This window comes from Pseudomonas sp. ok266 (assembly GCF_900110195.1).
GTDB classification, from domain to species: domain Bacteria; phylum Pseudomonadota; class Gammaproteobacteria; order Pseudomonadales; family Pseudomonadaceae; genus Aquipseudomonas; species Aquipseudomonas neuropathica.
In genome coordinates this window covers 1-24,577 of the sequence record NZ_FOCU01000007.1, presented here as the reverse complement: position 1 = coordinate 24,577, position 24,577 = coordinate 1, and the positions used below count along the sequence as shown (strand labels likewise).

General features: G+C 58.8%; 19 protein-coding genes and 1 rRNA gene. 10 read left to right on the top strand and 10 right to left on the bottom strand.

The window, feature by feature from the left end:
• Positions 1 to 8 precede the first annotated feature (8 nt).
• Both fadB and BMY54_RS14130 read right to left on the bottom strand, forming a co-directional pair.
• A complete protein-coding gene (gene fadB / locus BMY54_RS14140; RefSeq protein WP_093433666.1) occupies positions 9 to 2,156 on the bottom strand; it encodes a fatty acid oxidation complex subunit alpha FadB in 2,148 nt (715 codons plus the stop codon).
• A 518-nt stretch (positions 2,157 to 2,674) separates the two neighbouring features.
• Complete coding sequence (locus BMY54_RS14130) at positions 2,675 to 3,112, bottom strand: hypothetical protein (protein WP_093433664.1); 438 nt, start codon at positions 3,110 to 3,112, stop codon at positions 2,675 to 2,677.
• A 102-nt stretch (positions 3,113 to 3,214) separates the two neighbouring features.
• Here BMY54_RS14130 and BMY54_RS14125 point away from each other — a divergent pair, with 102 nt between their 5' ends.
• A complete protein-coding gene (locus tag BMY54_RS14125; RefSeq protein WP_093433662.1) occupies positions 3,215 to 3,652 on the top strand; it encodes a universal stress protein in 438 nt (145 codons plus the stop codon).
• A gap of 174 nt (positions 3,653 to 3,826) precedes the next feature.
• On the opposite strand, the gene BMY54_RS14120 is transcribed toward BMY54_RS14125, so the two are convergent.
• The gene (locus BMY54_RS14120; RefSeq protein WP_093433660.1) at positions 3,827 to 5,749 is read right to left on the bottom strand and encodes an ATP-binding cassette domain-containing protein; all 1,923 of its coding nucleotides are present in this window, start codon (positions 5,747 to 5,749) and stop codon (positions 3,827 to 3,829) included.
• A 214-nt stretch (positions 5,750 to 5,963) separates the two neighbouring features.
• On the opposite strand from BMY54_RS14120, the gene BMY54_RS14115 reads away from it, so the two are divergent.
• A complete protein-coding gene (locus BMY54_RS14115; RefSeq protein ID WP_093433658.1) occupies positions 5,964 to 7,892 on the top strand; it encodes a transglycosylase SLT domain-containing protein in 1,929 nt (642 codons plus the stop codon).
• A gap of 82 nt (positions 7,893 to 7,974) precedes the next feature.
• Here BMY54_RS14115 and BMY54_RS14110 read toward each other — a convergent pair whose 3' ends face one another.
• Positions 7,975 to 9,780 (bottom strand): ABC transporter transmembrane domain-containing protein, encoded by a 1,806-nt coding sequence (locus tag BMY54_RS14110; RefSeq protein WP_093433655.1) that lies wholly within the window; start codon positions 9,778 to 9,780, stop codon positions 7,975 to 7,977.
• Between the two features lie 256 nt (positions 9,781 to 10,036).
• On the opposite strand from BMY54_RS14110, the gene BMY54_RS14105 reads away from it, so the two are divergent.
• Positions 10,037 to 10,216 carry a PA1571 family protein gene (locus tag BMY54_RS14105; RefSeq protein WP_093433652.1) on the top strand — a complete coding sequence of 60 codons (180 nt, stop codon included), beginning with the start codon at positions 10,037 to 10,039 and terminating at the stop codon, positions 10,214 to 10,216.
• Between the two features lie 169 nt (positions 10,217 to 10,385).
• On the opposite strand, the gene pdxB is transcribed toward BMY54_RS14105, so the two are convergent.
• Positions 10,386 to 11,528 carry a 4-phosphoerythronate dehydrogenase PdxB gene (gene pdxB / locus BMY54_RS14100; RefSeq protein WP_093433649.1) on the bottom strand — a complete coding sequence of 381 codons (1,143 nt, stop codon included), beginning with the start codon at positions 11,526 to 11,528 and terminating at the stop codon, positions 10,386 to 10,388.
• 159 nt (positions 11,529 to 11,687) lie between these two features.
• Here pdxB and BMY54_RS14095 point away from each other — a divergent pair, with 159 nt between their 5' ends.
• Complete coding sequence (locus BMY54_RS14095; RefSeq protein ID WP_093433647.1) at positions 11,688 to 13,097, top strand: MATE family efflux transporter; 1,410 nt, start codon at positions 11,688 to 11,690, stop codon at positions 13,095 to 13,097.
• 49 nt (positions 13,098 to 13,146) lie between these two features.
• On the opposite strand, the gene tusA is transcribed toward BMY54_RS14095, so the two are convergent.
• Both tusA and rlmM read right to left on the bottom strand, forming a co-directional pair.
• Positions 13,147 to 13,395 carry a sulfurtransferase TusA gene (tusA, locus tag BMY54_RS14090; RefSeq protein ID WP_093433644.1) on the bottom strand — a complete coding sequence of 83 codons (249 nt, stop codon included), beginning with the start codon at positions 13,393 to 13,395 and terminating at the stop codon, positions 13,147 to 13,149.
• Between the two features lie 181 nt (positions 13,396 to 13,576).
• Complete coding sequence (gene rlmM, locus BMY54_RS14085) at positions 13,577 to 14,650, bottom strand: 23S rRNA (cytidine(2498)-2'-O)-methyltransferase RlmM (protein ID WP_093433641.1); 1,074 nt, start codon at positions 14,648 to 14,650, stop codon at positions 13,577 to 13,579.
• A 222-nt stretch (positions 14,651 to 14,872) separates the two neighbouring features.
• Here rlmM and acnA point away from each other — a divergent pair, with 222 nt between their 5' ends.
• Positions 14,873 to 17,614 carry an aconitate hydratase AcnA gene (acnA, locus tag BMY54_RS14080; protein WP_093433638.1) on the top strand — a complete coding sequence of 914 codons (2,742 nt, stop codon included), beginning with the start codon at positions 14,873 to 14,875 and terminating at the stop codon, positions 17,612 to 17,614.
• A gap of 443 nt (positions 17,615 to 18,057) precedes the next feature.
• Here acnA and BMY54_RS14070 read toward each other — a convergent pair whose 3' ends face one another.
• Positions 18,058 to 18,546: an SRPBCC family protein gene (locus BMY54_RS14070; protein WP_093433632.1), complete on the bottom strand. Its 489-nt coding sequence runs from the start codon at positions 18,544 to 18,546 to the stop codon at positions 18,058 to 18,060.
• Between the two features lie 196 nt (positions 18,547 to 18,742).
• On the opposite strand from BMY54_RS14070, the gene BMY54_RS14065 reads away from it, so the two are divergent.
• The 5 genes from BMY54_RS14065 (at position 18,743) to BMY54_RS14040 (ending at position 22,308) form a co-directional block, all read left to right on the top strand.
• Positions 18,743 to 19,663 (top strand): ADP-ribosylglycohydrolase family protein, encoded by a 921-nt coding sequence (locus BMY54_RS14065; protein ID WP_093433629.1) that lies wholly within the window; start codon positions 18,743 to 18,745, stop codon positions 19,661 to 19,663.
• 57 nt (positions 19,664 to 19,720) lie between these two features.
• Complete coding sequence (locus tag BMY54_RS14060; RefSeq protein ID WP_093433626.1) at positions 19,721 to 20,125, top strand: lysozyme inhibitor LprI family protein; 405 nt, start codon at positions 19,721 to 19,723, stop codon at positions 20,123 to 20,125.
• Between the two features lie 604 nt (positions 20,126 to 20,729).
• Entirely contained in the window at positions 20,730 to 21,335 is a 606-nt protein-coding gene (locus BMY54_RS14050; RefSeq protein ID WP_093433623.1) for a hypothetical protein, read from the top strand.
• Positions 21,336 to 21,344: 9 nt separating this feature from the next.
• Positions 21,345 to 21,551: a helix-turn-helix domain-containing protein gene (locus tag BMY54_RS14045; RefSeq protein ID WP_007910409.1), complete on the top strand. Its 207-nt coding sequence runs from the start codon at positions 21,345 to 21,347 to the stop codon at positions 21,549 to 21,551.
• Between the two features lie 85 nt (positions 21,552 to 21,636).
• Positions 21,637 to 22,308: a hypothetical protein gene (locus BMY54_RS14040; protein WP_093433620.1), complete on the top strand. Its 672-nt coding sequence runs from the start codon at positions 21,637 to 21,639 to the stop codon at positions 22,306 to 22,308.
• A 65-nt stretch (positions 22,309 to 22,373) separates the two neighbouring features.
• Here BMY54_RS14040 and mrdA read toward each other — a convergent pair whose 3' ends face one another.
• Complete coding sequence (gene mrdA / locus BMY54_RS14035; RefSeq protein WP_034156458.1) at positions 22,374 to 24,266, bottom strand: penicillin-binding protein 2; 1,893 nt, start codon at positions 24,264 to 24,266, stop codon at positions 22,374 to 22,376.
• A 223-nt stretch (positions 24,267 to 24,489) separates the two neighbouring features.
• Positions 24,490 to 24,577 (bottom strand): 5S ribosomal RNA (rrf, locus tag BMY54_RS14030); the annotation flags it as partial.

Genomic DNA, 24,577 nt, shown 5'->3' with positions numbered 1-24,577 from the left:
GGGGGCGCTTAACCGAAGAAGCTCTGGCCGTTTTTGGCCATTTCGCGCAGCTTCGCGGTCGGGTGGTACAGCGCGCCCAAATCAGCGTACTGGTCAGCCAGGGCAACGAACTCGGCAACACCGATCGAATCGATGTAGCGCAGCGCACCGCCACGGAATGGAGGGAAACCGATACCGTAGACCAGACCCATGTCGGCTTCGGCGGCAGTTTCAACGATGCCGTCTTCCAGGCAACGCACGGTTTCCAGGCACAGCGGGATCATCATCCAGTTGATGATGTCTTCGTCTGTGACTTCGCGCTGCTCGTAAACGATCGGCTTGAGCACTTCCAGCACCGAAGGGTCGGCGACTTTCTTCTGCTTGCCTTTCTTGTCGGCCTCGTAGGCGTAGAAGCCCTTGCCGTTCTTCTGGCCCAGGCGCTTGGCTTCGTACAGCACGTCGATGGCCGAACGACGGTCATCCTTCATGCGATCCGGGAAACCTTCAGCCATGACGTCACGACCATGGTGACCGGTGTCGATGCCGACCACGTCCATCAGGTACGCCGGGCCCATCGGCCAGCCAAATTTTTCCATGACTTTGTCGATACGGACGAAGTCGACACCGGCGCTGACCAGCTTGGCGAAACCGCCGAAGTACGGGAACAGCACGCGGTTAACGAGGAAGCCCGGGCAGTCGTTGACGACGATCGGGTTCTTGCCCATTTTCTTGGCGTAGGCAACGGTGGTGGCAACAGCCAGCTCGCTGGACTTCTCGCCACGGATTACCTCCACCAGCGGCATCATGTGCACCGGGTTGAAGAAGTGCATGCCGACGAAGTTTTCCGGACGCTTGAGGGCCTTGGCCAGCAGGCTGATGGAAATGGTCGAGGTGTTGGACGCGAGGATGGTGTCCTCTTTGACCTGACCTTCGACTTCAGCCAGTACAGCTTGCTTGACCTTCGGGTTCTCGACCACAGCTTCGACAACCAGATCGACGTGACCGAAGTCGCCGTAGGACAGGGTCGGACGAATGGCGTTGAGCACTTCAGCCATTTTCGCAGCGGTCATGCGACCCTTATCAACGCGGCCAACCAGCAGTTTGGCGGCTTCAGCCAGACCCTGCTCGATGCCGTGCTCGTTGATGTCCTTCATCAGGATCGGCGTACCTTTGGAGGCCGACTGATAAGCGATACCGCCACCCATGATGCCGGCGCCGAGTACAGCGGCCTGCTTCACGTCTTTGGCGATTTCGTCGTAGGCCTTGGCCTTTTTCTTCAGCTCCTGATCGTTCAGGAACAGACCGATCAAGCTCTGCGCGGCAGAGGTCTTGGCCAGTTTGACGAAACCGGCAGCTTCGACTTCCAGCGCCTTGTCACGACCGAAGTTCGCGGCTTTCTGGATAGTCTTGATCGCTTCAACCGGCGCCGGGTAGTTCGGGCCAGCCTGGCCGGCGACGAAACCTTTGGCGGTTTCGAAAGCCATCATCTGTTCAATAGCGTTCAGCTTGAGTTTTTCAAGTTTCGGCTGACGCTTGGCCTTGAAATCGAACTCGCCGGAGATGGCGCGCTTGATCAGTTCAAGGGCAGCTTCCTGCAGTTTTTCAGGAGCAACCACGGCGTCGACGGCGCTGACTTTCAGGGCGTCTTCAGGGCGGTTTTCCTTACCGGAGGCAATCCACTCGATGGCGTTATCGACACCGATCAAGCGCGGCAGACGCACGGTGCCACCGAAGCCTGGGTAGATACCCAGCTTGACTTCCGGCAGGCCGATCTTGGCTTTGGTCGACATGACGCGATAGTCAGCCGCCAGGCACATTTCCAGACCACCGCCCAGGGCGATGCCATTGATGGCCACTACGGTTGGGACGTTGAGGTCTTCGAAATCGCTGAAGATCTTGTTGGCTTCGAGATTGCCAGCAACCAGCTCGGCATCCGGCAGCTTGAAGTTGTCGACAAATTCGGTGATGTCGGCGCCGACGATGAACACGTCCTTGCCACTGCTGACGATCACGCCCTTGATCGAAGCATCTGCCTTGATGGTGTCTACGGCCTGACGCAGTTCGTTCAGGGTTAGACGGTTGAACTTGTTGACGGACTCACCCTTGAGGTCGAATTTCAATTCGACGATGCCACTTTCAAGAGCTTTAACCGTGATGGCTTTACCTTCGTAAATCATCAACTGATCTCCACGATATGGAAGCTGAACAGTACACGTCGGACGCAGGCGAATGGCTCGGCAGGACGCTTTTTCGTCGATGCTAACGCCAATCCACCCGGCACACCCGCCAACGCGATAGTCGGGATTCTGTAGGAGCAGTCTGTAAGACAAACGCTCAATTCATACGCCCGTTTGATTTGGGTACGTCACCTTCACGGAATTTCCGACAATTGTCAATCGCCCAAAATACGGGTTGAAATGCGACTTTGCGGTCATTTCTGTAAGACGAAGACCCGCAACACGCGTCTGCATGTGAAGCCATTCATAGAATCAATAGTTAGAAAAGTCGCCCTAATTCGCAGCAGCCCTTGTTTAAAGGGCTACGCTGGGTGGGCGACAGGGAAATGCGTTGACAGAACCTGCATCAAAAAAGATTTCCGGCCTGCCTGGCCAACCCCGCCCGATGAATCATGTCGGGCTTTTTATTGCGCGTCTGCCGGACGTTCCCCACCGTTGCAGTGGGAAAAGTCCGCGCGTCACGCCAGTGCTTTCAGAGTGACGTCGATGTCCTGCAACACCGACGCTTCGCCCTTCTCGCCCCAGTACAAGGCGATCATCTGCTTGTCTGCTTCGACTTTGAAAACGTTGCCTGGCAACTTTTCGAAATGATTGAGCAGCGCCCGATCTTCGCAGACTTCCTGCCATTGATTGACCCACACACCCGGCGATTTTTGCCAGTAAGTCCAGCAGGCAGGCGACTTGCCACGGCGCGGCCGATGATACTGCGCACAAGGATTCGGCGGCTCTTGCGCCAGCCAGTGCGGCCACTCCTGAGGCGCCAGTTGCATGGCCAGACCCATGCGCCGCGCCTCCATGCGCAAGGCGATGCGACCGCTTTGCGCGCGCGATGGGCGCAACCACGCCAACGGACTCAAAACCACCAGCAGGATTGACACCACCAACCAGACCGTCATATCTCTATTCCCATTCTTGGTGAGCGCATTGTGTCACTTTGGAACCAATGCGCTTGAAACCAGCCATACTTAACAATATTGAAACCTCACGAGGAGCACCTCATGCCCTACCACCACATCCTGGTCGCCGTAGATCTGACCGAAGAGTGCGACCCAGTGATTCACCGCGCCCGCGAGCTGTCGGTGAGCAATGGCGCCAAACTGTCGCTGGTGCATATCGTCGAACCAATGGCGATGGCATTCGGCGGCGACGTGCCGATGGATCTGTCACAACTGCAACAACAGCAGTTCGATCAGGCCAAGGAGCGTCTTGAGCGTCTGAAACTCAAGTATTCCGAACTCGAAGGCGCCAACTGCCACCTGACCTACGGCCAGCCACGCCAGGAAATCCATCACTTCGCCAAAGAACAGCAGTGCGATCTGATCGTGGTCGGTAGTCATGGTCGTCACGGCCTGGCGCTGTTGCTCGGCTCTACCGCCAATGACGTGCTGCACGGCGCACCATGCGACGTCCTCGCCGTCCACCTGGTCAAACGTTGAAACACTGATCATTGTGGGAGCGAGCCTGCTCGCGAAGGCGTCGGCACATTCAGCATTAATGCCGCCTGACACACCGCATTCGCGAGCAGGCTCGCTCCCACATTGGGACTGCGCTTACATGTGAAAAGCCCGGCGTTCATCACTGAGCGCCGGGCTTTTTCACATCAGGATCATTCAGGCGTCCAGCTCGGCCCAACGCTCCAGCAACGCATCCAGCTCAGCCTGCAACTGCTCCAGCGAAGCAATCACCTTGGCCGTTTCAGCCGCAGGACGCTGATAGAAACCGGCTTCAGCCATTTCAGCTTCCACGGCAGCAATCTGCTGTTCCTTGGCGTCGATATCGCCCGGCAACGCTTCCAGCTCGCGTTGCAGCTTGTAGCTGAGCTTCTTCTTGGCGGCAGGGGCAGCGGCCACAGGCGCGGCAACTACAGCAGGTTCGGCAGTGACCACCGCCGAATTCAAGTCAGCCTTGCCGGATTTGCTTTCGGTTACGCCCAGCAGACGCGGCGAACCGCCCTGACGGATCCAGTCCTGATAACCACCGACGTATTCGCGCACCTTGCCTTCACCTTCGAAGACCAGAGTACTGGTGACCACGTTGTCGAGGAATGCCCGGTCGTGGCTGACCATCAGCACAGTGCCATTAAAGGTCAGCAGCACTTCTTCGAGCAGCTCGAGGGTTTCCACGTCGAGGTCGTTGGTCGGTTCGTCGAGCACCAGCAGGTTCGCCGGTTTGCTGAACAGTTTGGCCAGCAACAGACGCGCACGCTCGCCACCCGACAGCGCCTTGACCGGCGTGCGGGCACGCTGCGGGCTGAACAGGAAATCGCCTAGGTAGCTCAGCACGTGACGGCTCTGACCGTCGATATCGATGAAGTCGCGACCTTCGGCGACGTTGTCGATCACGGTCTTTTCCAGATCCAGTTGATGACGCAACTGGTCGAAGTACGCCACGTCGATCCGCGTGCCCTCTTCCACTTTGCCGCTGGTCGGTTGCAGACCGCTGAGCATCAGTTTCAGCAGGGTGGTCTTGCCGGTACCGTTGGCGCCGAGCAGACCGATACGGTCGCCGCGCGTGAGCACCATCGAGAAATCCTTGATCAGGAACGGGCCGCCCGGGTGAGCGAAACTCACGTTCTCGAGGACCATCACCTGCTTGCCGGACTTGTCGGCCGTGTCCAACTGAATGTTGGCCTTGCCGGTGCGCTCACGACGCTCGCTACGCTCCACGCGCAACGCTTTCAGGGCGCGGACGCGGCCTTCGTTACGGGTGCGGCGCGCCTTGATACCCTGGCGGATCCAGACTTCTTCCTGGGCCAGTTTCTTGTCGAACAGCGCGTTGGCGGTCTCTTCGGCGGCCAGCGCGGCTTCTTTGTGCACAAGGAAACTGGCGTAGTCGCCGTTCCAGTCGATCAGGCCGCCGCGATCCAGTTCGAGGATGCGCGTGGCAAGGTTTTGCAGGAAGGAACGGTCGTGCGTGATGAACAGCACGGCGCCCTGGAAATCTTTCAGGGCTTCTTCGAGCCAGGCAATCGCACCGATGTCCAGGTGGTTGGTCGGTTCGTCGAGCAGCAGCAGATCGGGCTCGGACACCAGCGCCTGCGCCAGCAGCACGCGACGACGCCAGCCTCCGGACAACTGGGCGAGGGTCTTGTCGGCCGGCAGTTGCAGACGGCTCAAAGTGCTTTCGACCAGAGTCTGCAAGCGCCAGCCATCACGGGCTTCGAGGTCTTGCTGAACGTGCATCAGCTTGTTCAGGTCATCTTCAGTAACGCAGTTCTGCGCAAGGTGATGGTATTCGGCGAGCAACGCGCCCACGCCATCAAGGCCTTCAGCGACCACGTCGAACACCGTCCGATCGTCGGCCACCGGCAATTCTTGCGGCAATTCGCCGATTTTCAGACCGGGGGCACGCCACACCGAGCCTTCATCGGGCTTCTGGTCGCCCTTGACCAGTTTCATCATGCTGGACTTGCCAGTGCCGTTGCGGCCGATGATGCACACCCGCTCACCACGGGCGATCTGCCAGGACACCTTGTCCAACAACGGCATAGCGCCGAACGCAAGGGACACATCGCTGAATTTGAGCAGGGTCATGAGCTTCTCCAAAAACCGGGCGCGCATTCTACCTGAGTTAGGGCTTCAACAGGCCGGCAATTTGTCTGTCGAAGCACTCTGCACAACATTTGTTGCGAACTTGTGCTCCGAGGCCGGCAAAGCTTTCGCCGCTTGCTGGCAAAAGGCTAAGCTACAGACAATTCAGTGCTGACCGAGGTCGGCACTTGTCATGATTTCTCTGCCCGGATGTCTCATGCGCAGTCGCCTTTTCAGTGTCTTGTCCTGTTTGCTACTTACCGCCGCTGCCGCTCAATCCGCCCAGGCGGTGGACCTGTCCACCCAACGCCAGTATTACGATGAAGCCAAGCGCGCCCTGGCCAAGGGTGATACCGGCCCGTATTTCCGTTACAGCCAGGCGCTGGCCGATTACCCGCTGGAACCGTATCTGGCCTACGACGAACTGACCGCGCGGCTGAAAACCGCGAGCAACGCGGAAATCGAGAAGTTCCTCGCCGAACACGGTGACCTGCCCCAGGCCAACTGGATGAAACTGCGCTGGTTGCGCTGGCTCGCCGACCGTGGCGACTGGGCGACCTTCGTCAAGTATTACGACCCGAAACTCAACTTCACTGAACTGGACTGCCTGAATGCGCAGTACCAGATCAGCAGCAACCATAAGGCCGAAGGTTACGCCAACGCCGACAAGCTTTGGCTGACCGGTAAATCGCAACCTGCGGCGTGTGACGCGCTGTTCGGCATCTGGGCCGCCGACGGCCAGCTCACCGAACAAAAACGCTGGGAGCGCACCAAGCTCGCCGCTCAGGCACGCAACTATCCACTGGCCAACAGTCTGGTCAACGGCCTGACTACCCTCGCCCCGCGCGGTCGTTTGCTGGTGGATGTGGCGCAAAAACCGGAGTTGCTCAATCAGCCTTCGCGCTTCACCCCGGCCGATGAACCGATGTCCGATGTGGTCAGCCTCGGCTTGCGCCGACTGGCCCGTCAGGATCCGGACAAGGCCATGGCGTTGCTCGACGGCTACGCCAGCAGCATGCATTTCTCCCGCGATGAAAAAGTCGCGATTGCCCGGGAAATCGGCCTGACCCTTGCCCGTCGTTTCGACAGCCGCGCGCTGGACGTGATGACCAAATACGACCCGGAGCTGCGCGACAACACCGTCTCGGAATGGCGCTTGCGCCTTCTCCTGCGTCTGGCCCGTTGGGACGACGCCTACCAGCTGACCCGCCGTCTGCCGCAGGATCTGGCCACCACCAACCGCTGGCGCTACTGGCAGGCACGCAGCCTGGAACTGGCCCAGCCGCAAAACCCGGAAGCGCAGACCCTGTACAAAAACCTTGCGCGCGAACGTGACTTCTACGGTTTCCTCGCCGCCGACCGCTCGCAATCGCCGTACTCGCTGAACAACAAGCCATTGGTCCTCAGCCAGGCGCTGATCAACAAGGTGCGCAACACGCCGGGTGTACGTCGCGCGCTGGAATTCCATGCCCGTGGGCAAATCGTCGACGGTCGTCGCGAGTGGTATCACGTCAGCCGCCATTTCAATCGCGATGAAATGGTTGCCCAGGCGAAACTCGCTTACGACTTGAAATGGTATTTCCCGGCGATCCGCACCATCAGTCAGGCGCAGTACTGGGACGATCTGGATATCCGCTTCCCGATGGCCCACCGCGAAACGCTCGTGCGTGAAGCCAAGGTACGTGGCCTGCATTCGAGCTGGGTGTTTGCCATCACCCGCCAGGAAAGCGCTTTCATGGACGACGCCCGCTCCGGCGTCGGCGCCAGCGGCCTGATGCAATTGATGCCGGGCACCGCCAAGGAAACCGCGCGCAAATTCAGCATTCCGCTGGCCTCGCCGCAGCAAGTTCTGGACCCGGACAAGAACATCCAGCTCGGCGCCGCGTATCTGAGCCAGGTGCACAGCCAGTTCAACGGCAACCGCGTCCTCGCCTCCGCCGCCTACAACGCAGGTCCTGGTCGCGTACGCCAATGGCTGCGCGGCGCCGATCACCTGAGCTTCGACGTGTGGGTGGAAAGCATTCCGTTCGACGAAACCCGTCAGTATGTGCAGAACGTGTTGTCGTACTCGGTGATCTACGGCCAGAAGCTCAACTCGCCGCAGCCGCTGGTGGACTGGCATGAGCGCTACTTCGACGATCAGTGATCACCCGACTGACGCCGACTAAAGAAAAATGCCCGTATCGCGAGATACGGGCATTTTTTATGGGCACAACCTGAGCGGCTATTTAGTGAATGGCAGGATCGGTGACAGGATTCGTTGAAGCACTCTTGCCATCATTGAACTGCAAAGCCGCCAACCGCGCATACAGTGGATTGCTGGCAATCAGTTCCTGATGGGTGCCAATGGCCACAAGCTTGCCCTGATCCATTACCGCAATCCGGTCAGCGTTTTTCACCGTGGCCAGTCGATGCGCGATCACCAGCGTGGTGCGGTTTTGCATCAGGCTCGGCAGGGCTTCCTGAATCAGGTGTTCGCTCTGCGCATCAAGGGCGCTGGTGGCTTCGTCCAGCAGCAGGATCGGTGCGTCGACCAGCAACGCCCGGGCGATCGCCAAGCGCTGACGTTGGCCGCCGGACAGGCCGAGGCCACCATCGCCGAGATGGGTCTGGTAACCGTTGGGCATTTTCTCGATGAAGTCGTGGGCATGAGCAATTTTCGCCGCGTCCTTGACCTGCTCCAGCGTCGCCCCAGGATTGCCGTAACGAATATTCTCTTCAACACTGCCGAAAAACAGCGCCGGCGATTGTGATACCAGGGCGAAGTGACGGCGCAGGTCCAGCGGATCGAGGCTGGTCAACGGCACGCCATCAATCAGGATCTGCCCTTCCAGCGGATCATAAAAACGCAACAGCAAGTCGTACACGGTGGACTTGCCAGCGCCAGACGGCCCCACCAGCGCCAACGTCTCGCCAGCGCGAATGGTCAGATTCAAACCGTTGACGGCGTAGCTTTCCGGACGCGAAGGGTAGGAAAAACGCACGTCCTGCAATTGCAATTCACCCCGCACGCGCTCCGGCAAGGTCACCAGCCCGCTGACGGGCGGCTGGATTATGTTTTCCGAACCCAGCAGTTCAGCGATACGTTCGGCGGCCCCCGCCGCGCGCTGCAGTTCGCCGATCACCTCACTCAACGTGCCAATCGCACTGCCGACGATCAGGCTGTAAAAGACAAACGCCGCCAGTTCGCCCCCGGTGATGCGCCCGGCGATCACGTCCATGCCTCCGACCCACAACATCACCGCCACGGCGCCGAGCACCAGCACGATTACCATGGTGATCATCCACGAACGCTGAAAGATGCGTTTTCGCGCGGTGTCAAATGCGTCCTCGACCGTCGTCGCGAAACGCCGCTCATCCTGGACCTGGTGGTTGTAGGCCTGCACGGTTTTGATCTGGCCGAGGGTTTCCGACACATAGCTGCCGATATCGGCGACCCGGTCCTGGCTCAGCCGCGACAGATTGCGCACGCGCCGGCCGAAAATCAGGATTGGCGCAACCACGAACGGCAAGGCAATCACCACAATGCTGGTGAGTTTCGCATTGGTCACGAACAGCAGGATGACGCCACCGATAACCATCAACAGGTTGCGCAGGAACATCGACAACGACGAGCCGATCACCGATTGCAACAGCGTCGTGTCGGCCGTCAGCCGCGACTGGATCTCGGAACTGCGGTTGTTCTCGTAGAACCCGGGGTGCAGATAGACCAGATGGTTGAACACCTCGCGGCGGATGTCGGCCACGCAGCGCTCGCCGATCCACGACACCCAGTAGAACCGGGCAAACGTGCCCACCGCCAGACCCAGCACCATCAACATGAAGATGCCGATGCTCTGGTTGAGCTGGTGCGGCGACTGAGTCATGAAGCCCCGGTCGACCAACAGTTTGATCCCCTGCCCCATCGACAAAGTGACGGCGGCCGTAACGATCAACGCCAGCAGCGCAGCGATGACCTGCCAGCGGTAAGGGGCCAGAAATCGACTGGTCAGACGCAGCGCGCGACGGTGTCGTGAAGAAAGCTTCGGGGTCATTCAGGTGTACATCCGTGTTGATGAAAGGGCTAGCGTAAACCTTCTTTGGGGTGGAACTCTGTAAATCACAATGAGTCAGGTTAAATATGCCCCCAAAGACTAGGCCATAGTTGCTATCGGTCTAACGTCAAGGTTGAGACGAACGGTCATTTCTGTTGGACTGGAATGGCCGCTCATGACGGATCGAAAGGCGCTGTCACAGCCTGGTCACGTGGCGGTTTTAATCTGGGTAAACAACCTGATGAGGAGACAGGCCATGTCCTTGCAACACAGCAGCGATGACAAGATTGAAGTGATCCGCACCAAGCCCGGCCAACCTCTGGGTTGCTCGATTATCGATAAGGATGGGCGTGAAGTACCGATCACCGAAGACATGATCCAGGACGCGTGCCGCGAACTGGACAAGCGATTGGTCAAGCCTGCCAAACAAAAGTGATATAGCCACCGTCTTCCTGACCCGGCCCCTTTGGCCGGGTTTTTTCTGCCTGCAGATCCGGGGACTTTTGGCGCGACCTTCGCGAGCAGGCTCGCTCCCACAGGAGATCGTCAGTGAGTGCGAGATCCATGTGGGAGCGAGCCTGCTCGCGAAAGGGCCGACCCGGTTTCTAGACCGTCACCGCCCCCAGCGCCGCGACTATTTTCGCCAACACCGGCGAATCCCCTTCAATCCGCACCTTCAGCCCTTCAATCTCGCGCCGCACCGGATACTGTTTACGCAACACATCGAACGCCGCCCGCTGCTCGCCGACATTACCTACGAGGCTGCGGCGAAAATCCGCATCATCACGGCGCGGGTCGTACACGCCCCGGCACAACATCGCCAGCGCCCAGGCCGGCTCGCTGTCGCCATGCAAGGTCACTTGCGACAACCACGGCGCCGGTAGCAGCTCACTGAGTTGAATGCTTGCTGGCTGGCCGATGAATTGGCAGTAAGCCTGATAGATCTGCGCCGTTCCGCGCTGTTTGCCATCAAGGCTGTAACCGGCAATGTGCGGAGTGGCGAGTACGCAAAGCTCGGCCAATGCAACATCAACCTCAGGCTCGGCCTCCCAGACATCGAGAACGGCTTGCAGGTCTTCACGCTCCAGCAGCACTTCGCGCAGCGCGGCGTTATCCACCACCGGACCACGCGCCGCGTTGATCAGCCATGCACCGGGCTTGAGCTGCTGCAGACGCTGCTGATCGAACAGATGCCAGGTCGCACCAACGCCGCTGCGTGTCAGCGGTGTGTGCAGACTGATTACGTCACACTGCTCGATGATTTGCTCAAGGCTCACGTAATCGCCGCCCTCGGCAGACTGACGCGGCGGATCGCAGACTTTGACGTTCCAGCCCAACCCTTTCAGAACCTTGATCAGACGCCCTCCCACCTCACCGGCGCCGACGACACCATAAGTCCGCTGAGTGAGATCGACACCTTCGATTTCGGCGAGGGTCATCAGACTGCCCAGCACATAATCGACCACGCCTCGGGCATTGCAGCCGGGTGCACTCGACCAGGTGATGCCGGCCTCATTGAAGTAGTCGAGATCCAGATGATCGGTGCCGATCGTGCAGGTGCCGACAAAGCGCACCTTGCTGCCCTCAAGCAACGTGCGGTTGACGTTGGTCACCGAGCGCACGAGTAACACGTCGGCCTGCGCGACCGTCGCACGGTCGATGGAACGGCCCGGTACCCGGCGGATCTCGCCGAAACCGGCAAAAAAGGCATCGAGCAGCGGGATATTTTCGTCGGCAACAATCAGCATGGCGGGCTCCTTAGGCGGATCGGCAGTTTAGGTGCAGATCGGTCGCCGGGCCAGCGGGCTTTGCGCTTACAAATCCGCAACAGAGGATTTTTCCTGACCAAGGCGTCAGCGGCGTAGAATGCGGCGCCTTGCGCATCAACACCTGTGGACGTTTTTCCCGTGAATTCTGTAATTGATCAACCTGTCGCCGTCTCCCTCACTCGCCCCGCGCGGATTCGCCTGGAGTTCAAGAACCTGCTCGCCCTGGCATTGCCGATCATCATCGCGCAACTGGCGACTACGGCCATGGGCTTCGTCGACGCGGTGATGGCTGGCCGCGTCGGGCCAAAGGATCTGGCAGCGGTGGCGCTGGGCAACTCGATCTGGGTGCCGGTGTTTCTGCTGATGACCGGCACTCTGCTGGCAACCACGCCGAAAGTCGCTCAGCGCTTCGGCGCCGGTACCCACAGCGAAATCGGCCCTATCGTCCGTCAGGCGTTGTGGCTGGCGCTGGTGGTCGGACTGATCGCCACCGCCATGCTGGTAGCCGCCGAGCCGGTGCTGCACCTGATGAAGGTCGATCCCGAGTTGATCGGCCCGTGCATGCAATACCTGCACGGCATCGCCAGTGGTCTGCCGGCGGTGGCTTTCTATCACGTACTGCGCTGCACCAGTGACGGCATCGGCCGTACGCGTCCTGCCATGGTGCTGGGCCTGTGCGGTCTGGCGCTGAACATTCCGCTGAACTACATCTTCATCTATGGCCATTTCGGTGTGCCGGCGATGGGCGGCGTCGGTTGCGGTTGGGCCACGGCCATCGTGATGTGGGTGATGGCGCTGGGGCTGGCCGGTTATGAGCGCTGGGCACCGGCCTATCGTTCGAGCGAAATCTTCAGCCGTTTCGACTGGCCACAATGGACAGTGATCAAGCGTCTGCTGGCGATTGGTCTGCCAATCGGTATCGCCGTGTTTGCCGAGTCGAGCATTTTTGCCGTGATCGCCCTGCTGATCGGCAGTCTTGGCGCCACCGTGGTGGCCGGGCACCAGATTGCCCTCAATGTCAGTTCGCTGGTGTTCATGATTCCGTATTCGCTTGGCATGGCGGTGACCGTGCGCGTCGGTCAGGCACTGGGCCGCGAAGAGCCACGCGAAGCGCGTTTTGCCGCTGGTGTCGGCATGGGCACCGCGCTGGCTTACGCCTGCCTGTCGGCGAGCATGATGCTGTTGCTGCGCGAGCCGATTGCGGCAATCTACACCGCTGACCCGACGGTGATTCACATCGCGGCGATGCTGATTGTGTATTCGGCGCTGTTCCAGTTTTCCGACGCGATCCAGGTCACCGCCGCCGGCGCGCTGCGTGGCTATCAGGACACGCGCGTGACCATGATCCTGACCCTGTTCGCCTACTGGGGCATTGGTTTGCCGGTGGGTTACGCCCTTGGTCTGACCGACTGGCTCGGCGAGCCACGCGGCCCGAGTGGTTTGTGGCAGGGTTTGATCGTGGGCTTGAGCTGTGCGGCGTTGATGCTGTCGATTCGCCTGACGCGCAGTGCGCGCAAGCGTATTCGGATCAGTCGCTCGGCGGGTTGATCGCCCATAAAAAAAGACCTGCAGATGCAGGTCTTTTTTTTGCCTTTGATCAGGACTTTTTGCGGATCCAGTACAGATAAGTACCGGCCTCTTCGTGCTGGCTCACCAGTTCATGGTCGAGAAACACGCAGAACTTGGGGATATCGCGTTTGGTCGACGGGTCGGTGGCGATCACTTTGAGCAGGCCGCCGGGCGCCAGATCACGAATGTGTTGATGCAGCATCATCACCGGCTCCGGGCAATTGAGGCCGGTGGCGTCGAGGGTGCCGTCGACCGGGGTATCGATCATTTCACTCATGATTCACTCCTGAAACTGGCCGGCATTGTCGCGCATTGCCGGGTATTCGGTCATCTGTGGCGTTACGCCACACCCCTGTAGGAGTGAGCCTGCTCGCGATGGCGTAGTGTCAGCCAACATCAATGCTGAATGACCCAGCGCTTTCGCGAGCAGGCTCACTCCTACAGGGTTATGTGTTGTGTCAGCGGGATTTGGCTTTCTTGGTGTCGTGACGGCGCAAATGGCAGGTCACTTCTTCGCGGTCGTGATACAGCTGTTTGCAGCCGATATCGACCTTGATCCCGCGTGCCTTGAAACCATCGGCAATGCGTTCGAGCAAGCGCTTCACTTCGGCGTAACGCTGCTTCATCGGCAACTTCAGGTTGACCACCGCCTCGCGGCAATGCCCTTCGCCGATCCACTCTTCCAGCATGGCGGCATTGCGCGCCGGTTTCTCGACGATGTCGCAGACCATCCAGTCCACCGGTTGCTTGGGCTTGAAGGTGAAACCGTCTGCCATCAAATGCTGAACCAGTCCGGTATCCATCAGACTTTCAGCCATTGGGCCGTTGTCGATCGCGGTCACCAGCATGCCGCGATTGACCAGTTGCCAGGTCCAGCCGCCCGGCGCGGCGCCGAGGTCAACGCCGGTCATGTCGCTGTGCAGACGATCCTCCCACTGATCACGCGGGATAAAGTGGTGCCATGCCTCTTCCAGCTTCAGCGTCGAACGGCTCGGTGCTTCACGCGGGAACTTCAGCCGCGGAATGCCCATCGGCCACATCGCCGAATTGCCGGCATCGGCCATGCCGAGAAACACTTCACGACCGCTCTTGAAGGTCAGCAGCAGACGCGGTTTGCTGGCGTCATCCACCAGTTTGCCGGCGCCGGTCAGGGCCTTGCGCAGCGGGCCTTCGAATTTCTTGCAGAAATTCGACAGTTCCTTGCCGTCGTTGGTGTCGACGACTTCCAGCCACAGGCTGCCGCACACCGGGAATCCGGCCATGTGCGCGAGGATCACGCTGATGCGGTCGGTTTCCGGCAAATCGATGAAAACCCCGCGCGCCCACTGGCGCGGGAAGATCAATTCAGCGAAACGCTGACCGCGCATCAGGCGCTCGGCGCCGTCTTCTTCGGTGCAGACAAACTCGGCGCAGGCGGTAGCCGCTTTGGCCTTGGCGTAGCCGGCCACGTTGAGTTGCGCGGCGAGGTCGGAAATCTCCGAACAGACTTCGCCTTCGAAGCCTGGCCGGCAATGCATGAATAGGGTGTTCATTCTTACTCCTGGGCAGCGGGCGATCATTCGGCCGCCGCGCGATGCTCAGGCCTTGCGTTGAAGCAAAGCCTGTCACGAAAACCGGCGCATGATAGCCGATGTCGGAACCTTGGTTCCGCTCATAGAGTCCAGTTATTAGCCAGCTACCTAAAACAGGGCTAGGTTTAAAGCTCTATTCGTCCCCTCAATCCGTAGCCGTGCGGATTCAAAGGAGTGATCGTAATGCCGTCCCTCGATAGTCTGAAAACGCTCAAAACCCTGCAAATCGATGACAAGATCTACCACTATTTCAGTTTGCCGGATGCCGCCAAAAGCCTGGGCGACCTCGACAAGCTGCCCATGTCGCTGAAAGTCCTGCTGGAAAACCTGCTGCGCTGGGAAGATGAAAAAACGGTCACCGGCGCCGACCTCAAGGCGATTGCCGCCTGGCTCAAGGAGCGCCGCTCCGACCGCGAGATTCAATACCGCCCTGCCCGGGTGTTGATGCAGGACTTTACCGGCGTGCCCGCCGTGGTCGACCTTGCCGCCATGCGTGCGGCGATGGCCAAGGCCGGTGGCGATCCGCAGCGAATCAATCCATTGTCGCCGGTGGATCTGGTGATCGACCACTCGGTGATGGTCGACAAGTTCGCCACCGCCAGCGCGTTCGAGCAGAACGTTGACATCGAAATGCAGCGCAATGGCGAACGTTACGCCTTCCTGCGTTGGGGCCAGAGCGCTTTCGACAATTTCAGCGTGGTGCCGCCGGGTACCGGTATCTGTCACCAGGTCAACCTCGAATACCTCGGCCGCACCGTGTGGACCAAGGATGAGGACGGCCGCACCTACGCGTTCCCCGACACGCTGGTCGGCACCGACTCGCACACCACCATGATCAATGGTCTCGGCGTACTCGGCTGGGGCGTCGGCGGGATCGAAGCCGAAGCGGCGATGCTCGGGCAACCGGTGTCGATGCTGATTCCGGAAGTGATCGGTTTCAAACTGACCGGCAAGCTCAAGGAAGGCATCACGGCCACCGACCTGGTGCTGACCGTCACGCAAATGCTGCGCAAGAAAGGCGTGGTCGGCAAATTCGTCGAGTTCTACGGTGACGGCCTCGCCGACCTGCCGCTGGCCGACCGCGCGACCATCGCCAACATGGCCCCGGAATATGGCGCGACGTGCGGTTTCTTCCCCGTTGACGACGTAACGCTGGAATACCTGCGCCTGTCCGGGCGGCCACCGGAAGTGGTGAAACTGGTCGAGGCGTACACCAAGGCTCAAGGCCTGTGGCGTCTGCCCGGTCAAGAGCCGGTGTTCACCGACAGCCTGGCGTTGGACATGGGCAGCGTCGAAGCAAGCCTCGCAGGGCCAAAACGCCCGCAGGATCGCGTTTCGCTGCCGAATGTCGCACAAGCGTTCAGCGACTTCATGGATCTGCAATTCAAACCCACCAGTAAAGAAGAAGGACGTCTGGAAAGTGAAGGCGGTGGCGGTGTCGCGGTGGGCAATGCCGATCTGGTCGGCGAAACCGAATATGAATATGAAGGCCACACTTATCGCCTGAAAAACGGCGCCGTGGTCATCGCCGCGATCACGTCCTGCACCAACACCTCGAACCCGAGCGTGATGATGGCCGCCGGCCTGCTGGCGAAAAAAGCGGTGGAGAAAGGCCTGAGCCGCAAACCTTGGGTGAAGAGTTCGCTGGCACCGGGTTCGAAAGTGGTCACCGACTACTACAAGGCTGCGGGGTTGACGCAATACCTCGATCAGCTCGGCTTTTCCCTGGTCGGCTATGGCTGCACCACTTGCATCGGCAACTCTGGGCCACTGCCGGAGCCGATCGAGAAAGCCATCCAGAAAGCTGACCTCACCGTCGCTTCGGTGCTCTCCGGCAACCGCAACTTCGAAGGCCGCGTGCATCCATTGGTGAAAACCAACTGGCTGGCCTCACCGCCGCTGGTGGTCGCCTACGCCTTGGCCGGCAGCGTGCGCAGCGACATCAGCAGCGAACCGCTGGGCGAAGATCAGCAAGGCAATCCGGTGTACCTGCGCGATATCTGGCCGACCAGTAAAGAGATCGCCGACGCGGTCAATCAGGTCAGTACGGCAATGTTCCACAAGGAATACGCCGCAGTGTTCGCCGGTGATGAACAGTGGCAAGCCATCGAAGTGCCGCAAGCGGCGACGTATGTGTGGCAGGACGATTCGACTTACATCCAGCATCCGCCATTTTTCGACGACATTTCCGGCCCGTTGCCTGAAATCAAGGATGTCAAAGGTGCACGGGTGCTGGCCCTGCTGGGTGATTCGGTGACCACCGACCATATCTCCCCCGCCGGCAACATCAAGGCCGACAGCCCGGCCGGGCGTTATTTGCGCGAAAAAGGCGTGGAGCCGCGGGACTTCAATTCTTACGGTTCACGGCGCGGCAACCATGAAGTGATGATGCGCGGCACCTTCGCCAACATCCGTATTCGCAACGAAATGCTCGGCGGTGAAGAAGGTGGCAACACGATCTACATTCCGACCGGCGAAAAACTGGCGATCTACGACGCGGCGATGAAGTATCAGGCTTCGGGAACGCCGCTGGTGGTGGTTGCCGGGCAAGAATATGGCACCGGGTCCAGCCGTGACTGGGCGGCCAAAGGCACCAATCTGCTGGGGGTCAAAGCGGTGATCGCGGAAAGCTTCGAGCGAATTCACCGTTCCAATCTGGTGGGCATGGGCGTGTTGCCGCTGCAGTTCAAGCTTGATCAGAACCGCAAGAGCCTCAATCTCACCGGCAAGGAAACCTTTGAAATCCAGGGTCTGACCGGCGTCGAGCTGACACCGCGGATGAATCTGCCGCTGCTGATCACCCGTGAGGACGGGCGCCAGGAGAAGATCGAGGTGTTGTGCCGGATCGATACGTTGAATGAGGTGGAGTACTTCAAATCGGGCGGGATCCTGCATTACGTCCTGCGCCAATTGATCGCCTCGTAACGCACAAACCAAAGTAGGAGCTGCCGCAGGCTGCGATCTTTTGATCTTGCTTTTAAAAGCCAAAGTCAAAAGATCGCAGCCTGCGGCAGTTCCTACATACAGGCGAAAAAAAACCCGCCGAAGCGGGTTTTTCCCAAGACCATTATCGACTCCCTGTCGGCAGCGATCCTTGCAAATGGTCGATCATCCTTGATCCTGAAACACTCCCTGTGTCTCAGTTGATGTGTGTAGATTACGCGGTGGATCCAATCGCCAATAGTCGTAAAAGCTACCAGCGCGTGTAGGACATTCGCCATAGCAACCCTTCCGAAAACCCCTAGCCGTGTCAGGCAGCAAGCATGGAAGCCACGATCTACGCGACGTTCAGCTGTCCTGGGGCCTGTTTCCAGCACCACCGTGCACATGGCCGGCTGTCGCTGTCGTTCAGGCAAGATTCGAAGGTCTCAGCCACCGTCACGCTCGCGGGCCTTGGCGCTCTCGGCAAGAAACTGTTCGAGCCGGCTCAACTGCTCCTCCCAGCCACGGCTGTCCATGTAATACGCCTCTTTCTGGCGAATGTCAGGAATGTGCGCGAAGCCGGATTCGGACACTTTCAGCAACGTACCGCTCTCGAAGTCTTCCAGCTCGAACCTGACCAGCGTAGTCGGCTCCTGGGAGTAGTCGATCTTCGGATTGACCGCATACGGATGCCAGCGAAACGAAAACAACTGCTGCGGCTCGACCCGCTCGATCAGCACGTTCCACAACACGTGTTCATAACCCGGATACGTGACCTGCCCTTGCGTCCATTCACCGGCAATAAAACGCCTGCCCTCCAGCGCCACCCCAAACCACTGGCCAAACGCCTCGGCATCGACCAATGCACGCCAGACATGCGAACGCGGCGCCTTGAGCGTGATTTTGCGTTCGAAACTATTGGGTACTGGTTTCATACGTCACCTCCTGTTTTGAACACTAGGCCTGTATGACCACATGTCCAATGTGAAGTTGTATCAAGGCGGTGCAGTCATTCATCGGCAAGGACACATCAAGCTGCACTTTTTGACCGTTGCTGTGATGGATCCAGGCACCCTCTGCCCAACGAAACTGTTACCTTCTCCAGCGAATTTGAATCTACAAGGACGAATCATGCCGCCATCCCTCGCTGAACGTTACCGCGGAGCCCTGCTCGGTCTTGCGTGCGGCGACGCTGTCGGTACTACGGTTGAGTTCAAACCACGGGGATCATTCCCACAATTGACCGATATGGTCGGCGGTGGCCCGTTCCACCTCAAGCCAGGACAGTGGACCGATGACACTTCCATGGCCCTCTGTCTGGCAGAAAGCCTGCTGAACAAGAATGGATTCAACGCTGCCGACCAGATGGGCCGCTACCTCAACTGGTGGCAATGGGGTTACCTCAGTTCGACCGGTGAATGTTTCGATGTCGGCATGACCGTCAGCCAGGCGCTCGCGCAGTATCAACAAACCGCTGATCCCTTCGCCGGCTCGACCGATCCGTACAGCGCCGGCAACGGTTCGCTGATGCGTCTGGTGCCGGTGGTGCTGTTCTACTTTCCCGATGCCCGGAAAATCCAGAGCTTTGCCGCCGACAGTTCGCGAACCACCCACGCAGCACCTGAAGCCATCGAATGCTGCCAATTGTTGGCCGGGTTGATTGCCAGAGCGCTTGAAGGCGCAAGCAAAGCAGAACTGCGTCAGTTGCCTTCCGCCAGCTTCTCGCAATCCAAGGTCGCCGCCATTGCGCGTGGCGAATACCTCGTTCAGTCCGAGACGGACATCAAAGGCAATGGCTACAGCGTGCAGTCCCTGGAAGCGGCGCTGTGGTGCTTTCACCAGACGGACAGCTTCGAAGCGGCCATTTTGCGAGCGGCCAACCTGGGTGATGACGCCGATACCACCGCCGCGATCACCGGTCAGTTGGCCGGCGCCTATTACGGCGTGCGGGGCATTCCTGCACATTGGCTGGAAAGGCTGCACGATGGTGAAGAGATTGCGGCCATCGCCGACCGTTTGCTCGACGCCTCCCGAATGCGCCTGCCTGAATAAGTGCGAAGCAGCCGCTACACTGCTCGGCACTTATCTTCGATACAGCGAGACTTGACCATGTCCCCACGCCTGCTTCTGGCCCTCACCCCCTTTCTGTTCACTCCCCTCGCCCACGCCGCCGTCGACTGCGCCAATGCCAGCGATCAGGCGACGATGAATCAGTGCGCCGGGCAGGATTTCAAAGCGGCGGACAAAGAGTTGAACACCGTGTATCAACAGATCATCGGGCGATTGAAGGACAACCCGGATGGCAAGAAGCTGTTGGTCAGCGCGCAGCGGGCGTGGCTCGGGTTTCGGGATGCCGAGTGCAAGTTTTCATCGTCGGGAGTTACTGGCGGGAGCGTTTATCCGTGGGTTTACAGCAGTTGTCTGACGGGGGTGACCAAGCTGCGGGTTGAGTCGCTGAAACAGTATTTGAAGTGTGAAGAAGGTGACATGAGCTGCCCGGTGCCTGGGGCCTGATTTTTTTGCGGCGGCTTTGAGGATCCTTCGCGAGCAGGCTCGCTCCCACATTGGAATGCATTTCAAATGTGGGGGCGGAGAACATCTTTCACCTTTACGGAATTTGATGACGAGCACACTGATCAGACCTAAGGTTTCGACCCGGCAGCCATCGATGAAATCCTCGGACTCACGGCCCGCAACTTGTGCAGTGTAGTGATTCTGCCGCTAGGGCATAGAGCCACTGAGGGAGAGTGGTTGGTCAACTTGAAAAAGGTTCGGCGCTCGCGGGAAAACTTCATTACCGAGATCAAGTAAGACCGGTTAGAGCGGGGACTGAAGCATGCTTGTGGCGCATGCCCCCCGCTCCAATCATTCGCAGAACCCGTCATCGATATCAGCGGCCACCGCGTAGGTCGCGGCCCTCCCCTGCTCTCGACTTGCTTCGAACTCGAAAATCTATCGACATAGAAATCCCCGCAAATCGATTGAACTGAGGTTCACTCTATGACCACTGCGTCCGATGCCAACAACGCCCTTCACAAAACAAGAACAATTTATTATTGCCATTCGATAATTTAACATCGAGAATTAGTCATTCCCAATGACACCGCAAGGATTTTTCATGAGTACTCGTAACAACGGATTGGCACTGCAGCGCATGCATTGGGTGGGATTACTGGCAGCGATTCTTGTCTGGGTCTTAGCGGTGACCGAGGTCGGTGGCAACGCTTCGATCTGGTTCTTCCAAACGGATGAAATGCTCGCGGCTCTGCTCTACGCCTTCGCCGAAAACTCGCCGCAATTACTTGACCCGTTTGTCGAAGGTGCCCTGCTTGCCCCCGATACATGGCTCTCGCCACTGGTCACTGCGCTGCTCGTCGTTTTGGATTTCCTGCCCGTCCTGCTTTCGACCTACGTGCTCTGGCTGACAGGGTTGTTTTTCCTGCGCTTGTCCCGCGGCGAAACCTGGACCGAGCGCAACATCAAGGTGTTATGGCGAGTGGGGATTCTGTGCATCATTTCTCCGGCCGCCTACCCCCTGATAGAGACCTTGCAAGGTTTGGCCCTGTCTATTGATCTGCCGCCAGGGGATCGTATTTTTCAGTTCTCGATCGGCCTGTCTTCCACTTCTGCCTACGAGATTGTCAAAGGCGTATTGCTCTGTTTGTTTTCAATTATCATGCGCGATGCAAAAGTACTCAGCGATGAGCAAAGCCAATACATATAGAACAATACAATGACCATTATCGTCCGCCTTGACGTTGTCATGGCCACGCAAAAAATTCGCTCGAAAGAGTTGGCCAGCCTGCTGGGCATCACCGAGGCCAATCTGTCATTACTGAAGAATGGCAAGGTCAAGGGCGTGAAGATGGCCACTCTGGACAAGCTCTGCGCAGCACTCGATTGCCAGCCAGGCGATTTGCTGGAATACCAGAAAGACTGAGCCTTGCGCAGGCGTGCAAGTTAATTGTCGCCAGTCCACACCGTTTAACTCTTATTCAATCCTTAGTTTGTAAGGCGGCTTTCTCATGACCCGGTTTTTACTTTGCGCGCTGTTTTTACTGACAGCGTTGATCAGCGGCTGCGCCACGCAAATGGACGTCGCGCTAAATGCCACACCCGATCCGGACTATCATTTTGACCGAAAGGCGACTGTGCTGGTGACGTCTGCGAGTGGCAGCGACGAAAACGCTCTTAATGCCCGCTATTATCTTCGCGACATGGTTAACGCGCTGAAAGACAGGGGTTTCCATGAGGTCTATACCGACGCCAGTCTGCCAAAGAACCACGCGCCGATAAAAATGACTGTCAGCCTCGATATTGGCAGTCGACAGGTGACTTACCGCTATACCGCCACCGACTATGGGCAAGTGCCGACCAGCACCTCTACCGTGTGCAAGACCAGCAAGAAAAAAGACGACCGACTGACCTGTACAAGTAAACCGAACACCACCTATGGACCGGTAGGGACCTCGGAGCGCACCGGTTACACCACGCTCAGCACCTTCGTTGCCACTGCCCGCGACGAAGTCAGCAAGCGCCCGGTCTACCTGCTTCGCGCGTCGTCCTATAACGAAGACTGCCAATCCACCAAGGTTGAAGCCTTTCTGGTAGAACAGGGCTTGCAGAACCTGAACTTCGAGGATCGCGTGCAGCGCAACTACACCGTCACGATGCCCGAGGGTTACCGCTGCAAATAGGCTTTGCAAGACAGATCACAGTAACGGCTCAGCTCGCATGAGCCGCTATTGTGAACTGTTGAAGGTTAAACGTGCGGGTCACCCGGCGCTTTCGTCGGCGCGGCGTATTGCGGCTTGAGATGACCGTCCTGATCAAGCAGCCAGGCGTCCATGATCTGCCGCACCACAGGGCCGGCAACACGACCACCGGCCTCGCCGTTCTCGATCATCACCGAAATCGCAATCTTCGGATGCTCGGCCGGCGCAAAGCCAACGAACAAGGCGTTATCGCGGTGGCGCTCCAGGGTTTTCTCGCGGTTGTAGCGCTCGCCCTGCTTGATCGCCACCACTTGCGCGGTACCACTCTTGCCAGCGATGCGATATTGCGCACCGGCCGCGGCCGCACGAGCAATGCCTCGCGCATCGTGCATGACCATCTGCATGCCGTGATTGACCTGCTCCCAGTCTCGCGGATCCTTGAGCAGGATGTTCGGCATCGGATGTTCGTCGACAGGAGCGACACCGTCGACGGTCTTGGCCAGGTGCGGCCGGTTCCAGACACCTTTGTTGGCGATCAATGCCGTGGCCTGAGCCAGTTGCAGCGGTGTGACCTGCATATAGCCCTGGCCGATGCCAAGGATGACCGTTTCGCCCGGGAACCAGGCTTGACGGCGGGTCGCGCGCTTCCACGCTTGCGATGGCATCAGGCCGGGCGACTCTTCAAACATGTCCAGCGAGACCTTCTCACCCAAGCCGAACATTGCCATGTAATCGTGCAGGCGATCGATGCCGAGCTTATGCGCAAGGTCGTAGAAATAGGTGTCATTGGAACGCATGATCGCCGCGTCCATGTCCACCCAGCCGTCGCCACTGTGGTTCCAGTTGCGGTACTTGTGATCGAAGTCCGGGAGTTGGTAATAACCGGGGTCGAAGACGCGCGTCTGCGGTGTCACGACGCCGGCGTCGAGGCCGGCGATTGCCACTTCTGGCTTGATCGTCGAGCCCGGTGCGTAGAGCCCGCGCAGCACACGGTTGAACAGCGGCCTGTCGATCGAATCTCGCAGTGCCGAGTATTCCTTGGAGCTGATACCGGTGACGAACAGATTCGGATCGAAGCTCGGATTGCTGACCATGGCCAATACCTCGCCCGTCGACGGATCGAGCGCTACCACTGAACCACGACGATCACCCAGCGCGGCTTCGGCGGCTTCCTGCAGTTTGATGTCGAGGCTCAGGACGATGTTCTGGCCCGGGACCGGGTCGGTATGTTTGAGCACACGCAGTACGCGACCTTGAGCGTTGGTCTCCACTTCTTCGTAACCGACGTGGCCGTGTAGTTGCGCCTCGTAGAAGCGTTCGATGCCGGTTTTGCCGATGGATTGCGTACCGCGATATTCGACCGAGTCGAGGCTCTTCGACTCTTTTTCATTGATCCGCCCGACGTAGCCGATCGAGTGGGCGAAATGCGCGCCGAGCGGGTAATGCCGGACGAACTGGGGTTCGACATCGAGGCCCGGGAGGCGGAACTCATTGACGGCCAATACAGCAATTTGCTCTTCCGTCAGCTCATAGAACAGCGTGACCGGCGTAAACGGGTGACGGGACTGCTTCATGGCTTTATCGAAGACTGTACGATCTTCTGCAGGCAAGTGCAGGAGGTTGATGACCTCGTCCAGTTCTTGATTGACGTCGGTGGCGCGCTCGCGGGTGATAGTCAGGTTGAAACTGGGGCGGTTATCGGCGAGCAAGACGCCGTTGCGGTCGTAGATCAAGCCGCGTGTCGGCGGGATCGGCAATACGTGGACGCGGTTGTTTTCGGAGATCGTGGAGTGGTAGTCGAACTCCACCACCTGGAGGATGTACAGGCGCACGACAAGGGCGCAGCTGATGGCGAAAACGAACAAGGCGCAGGCGATCAAACGTTTGTTGACCAGGCGCGTCTCTTTTTCGTGATCTTTGATCGGGATCGGTTCAGGCATTTCTACAGCAACTCTTCGACATAAATGAGTACCGATCCGTGGGCATGACATCAGTCCGTTAAAAAAACGAGCTGCACCATACCAAAAACTGCCCGGTCATTTCAGAAGGAATTTCCCCAATGGCCATTTCTTGCGACGGCTGGGACAGCGTTGTCTTGTGAAAACTTTCCTGCGGGCAAAACAAAACCCCAACTGCTTTCGCAATTGGGGTTTCGGAATTTAATCTTGACGATGACCTACTCTCACATGGGGAAACCCCACACTACCATCGGCGATGCATCGTTTCACTGCTGAGTTCGGGATGGGATCAG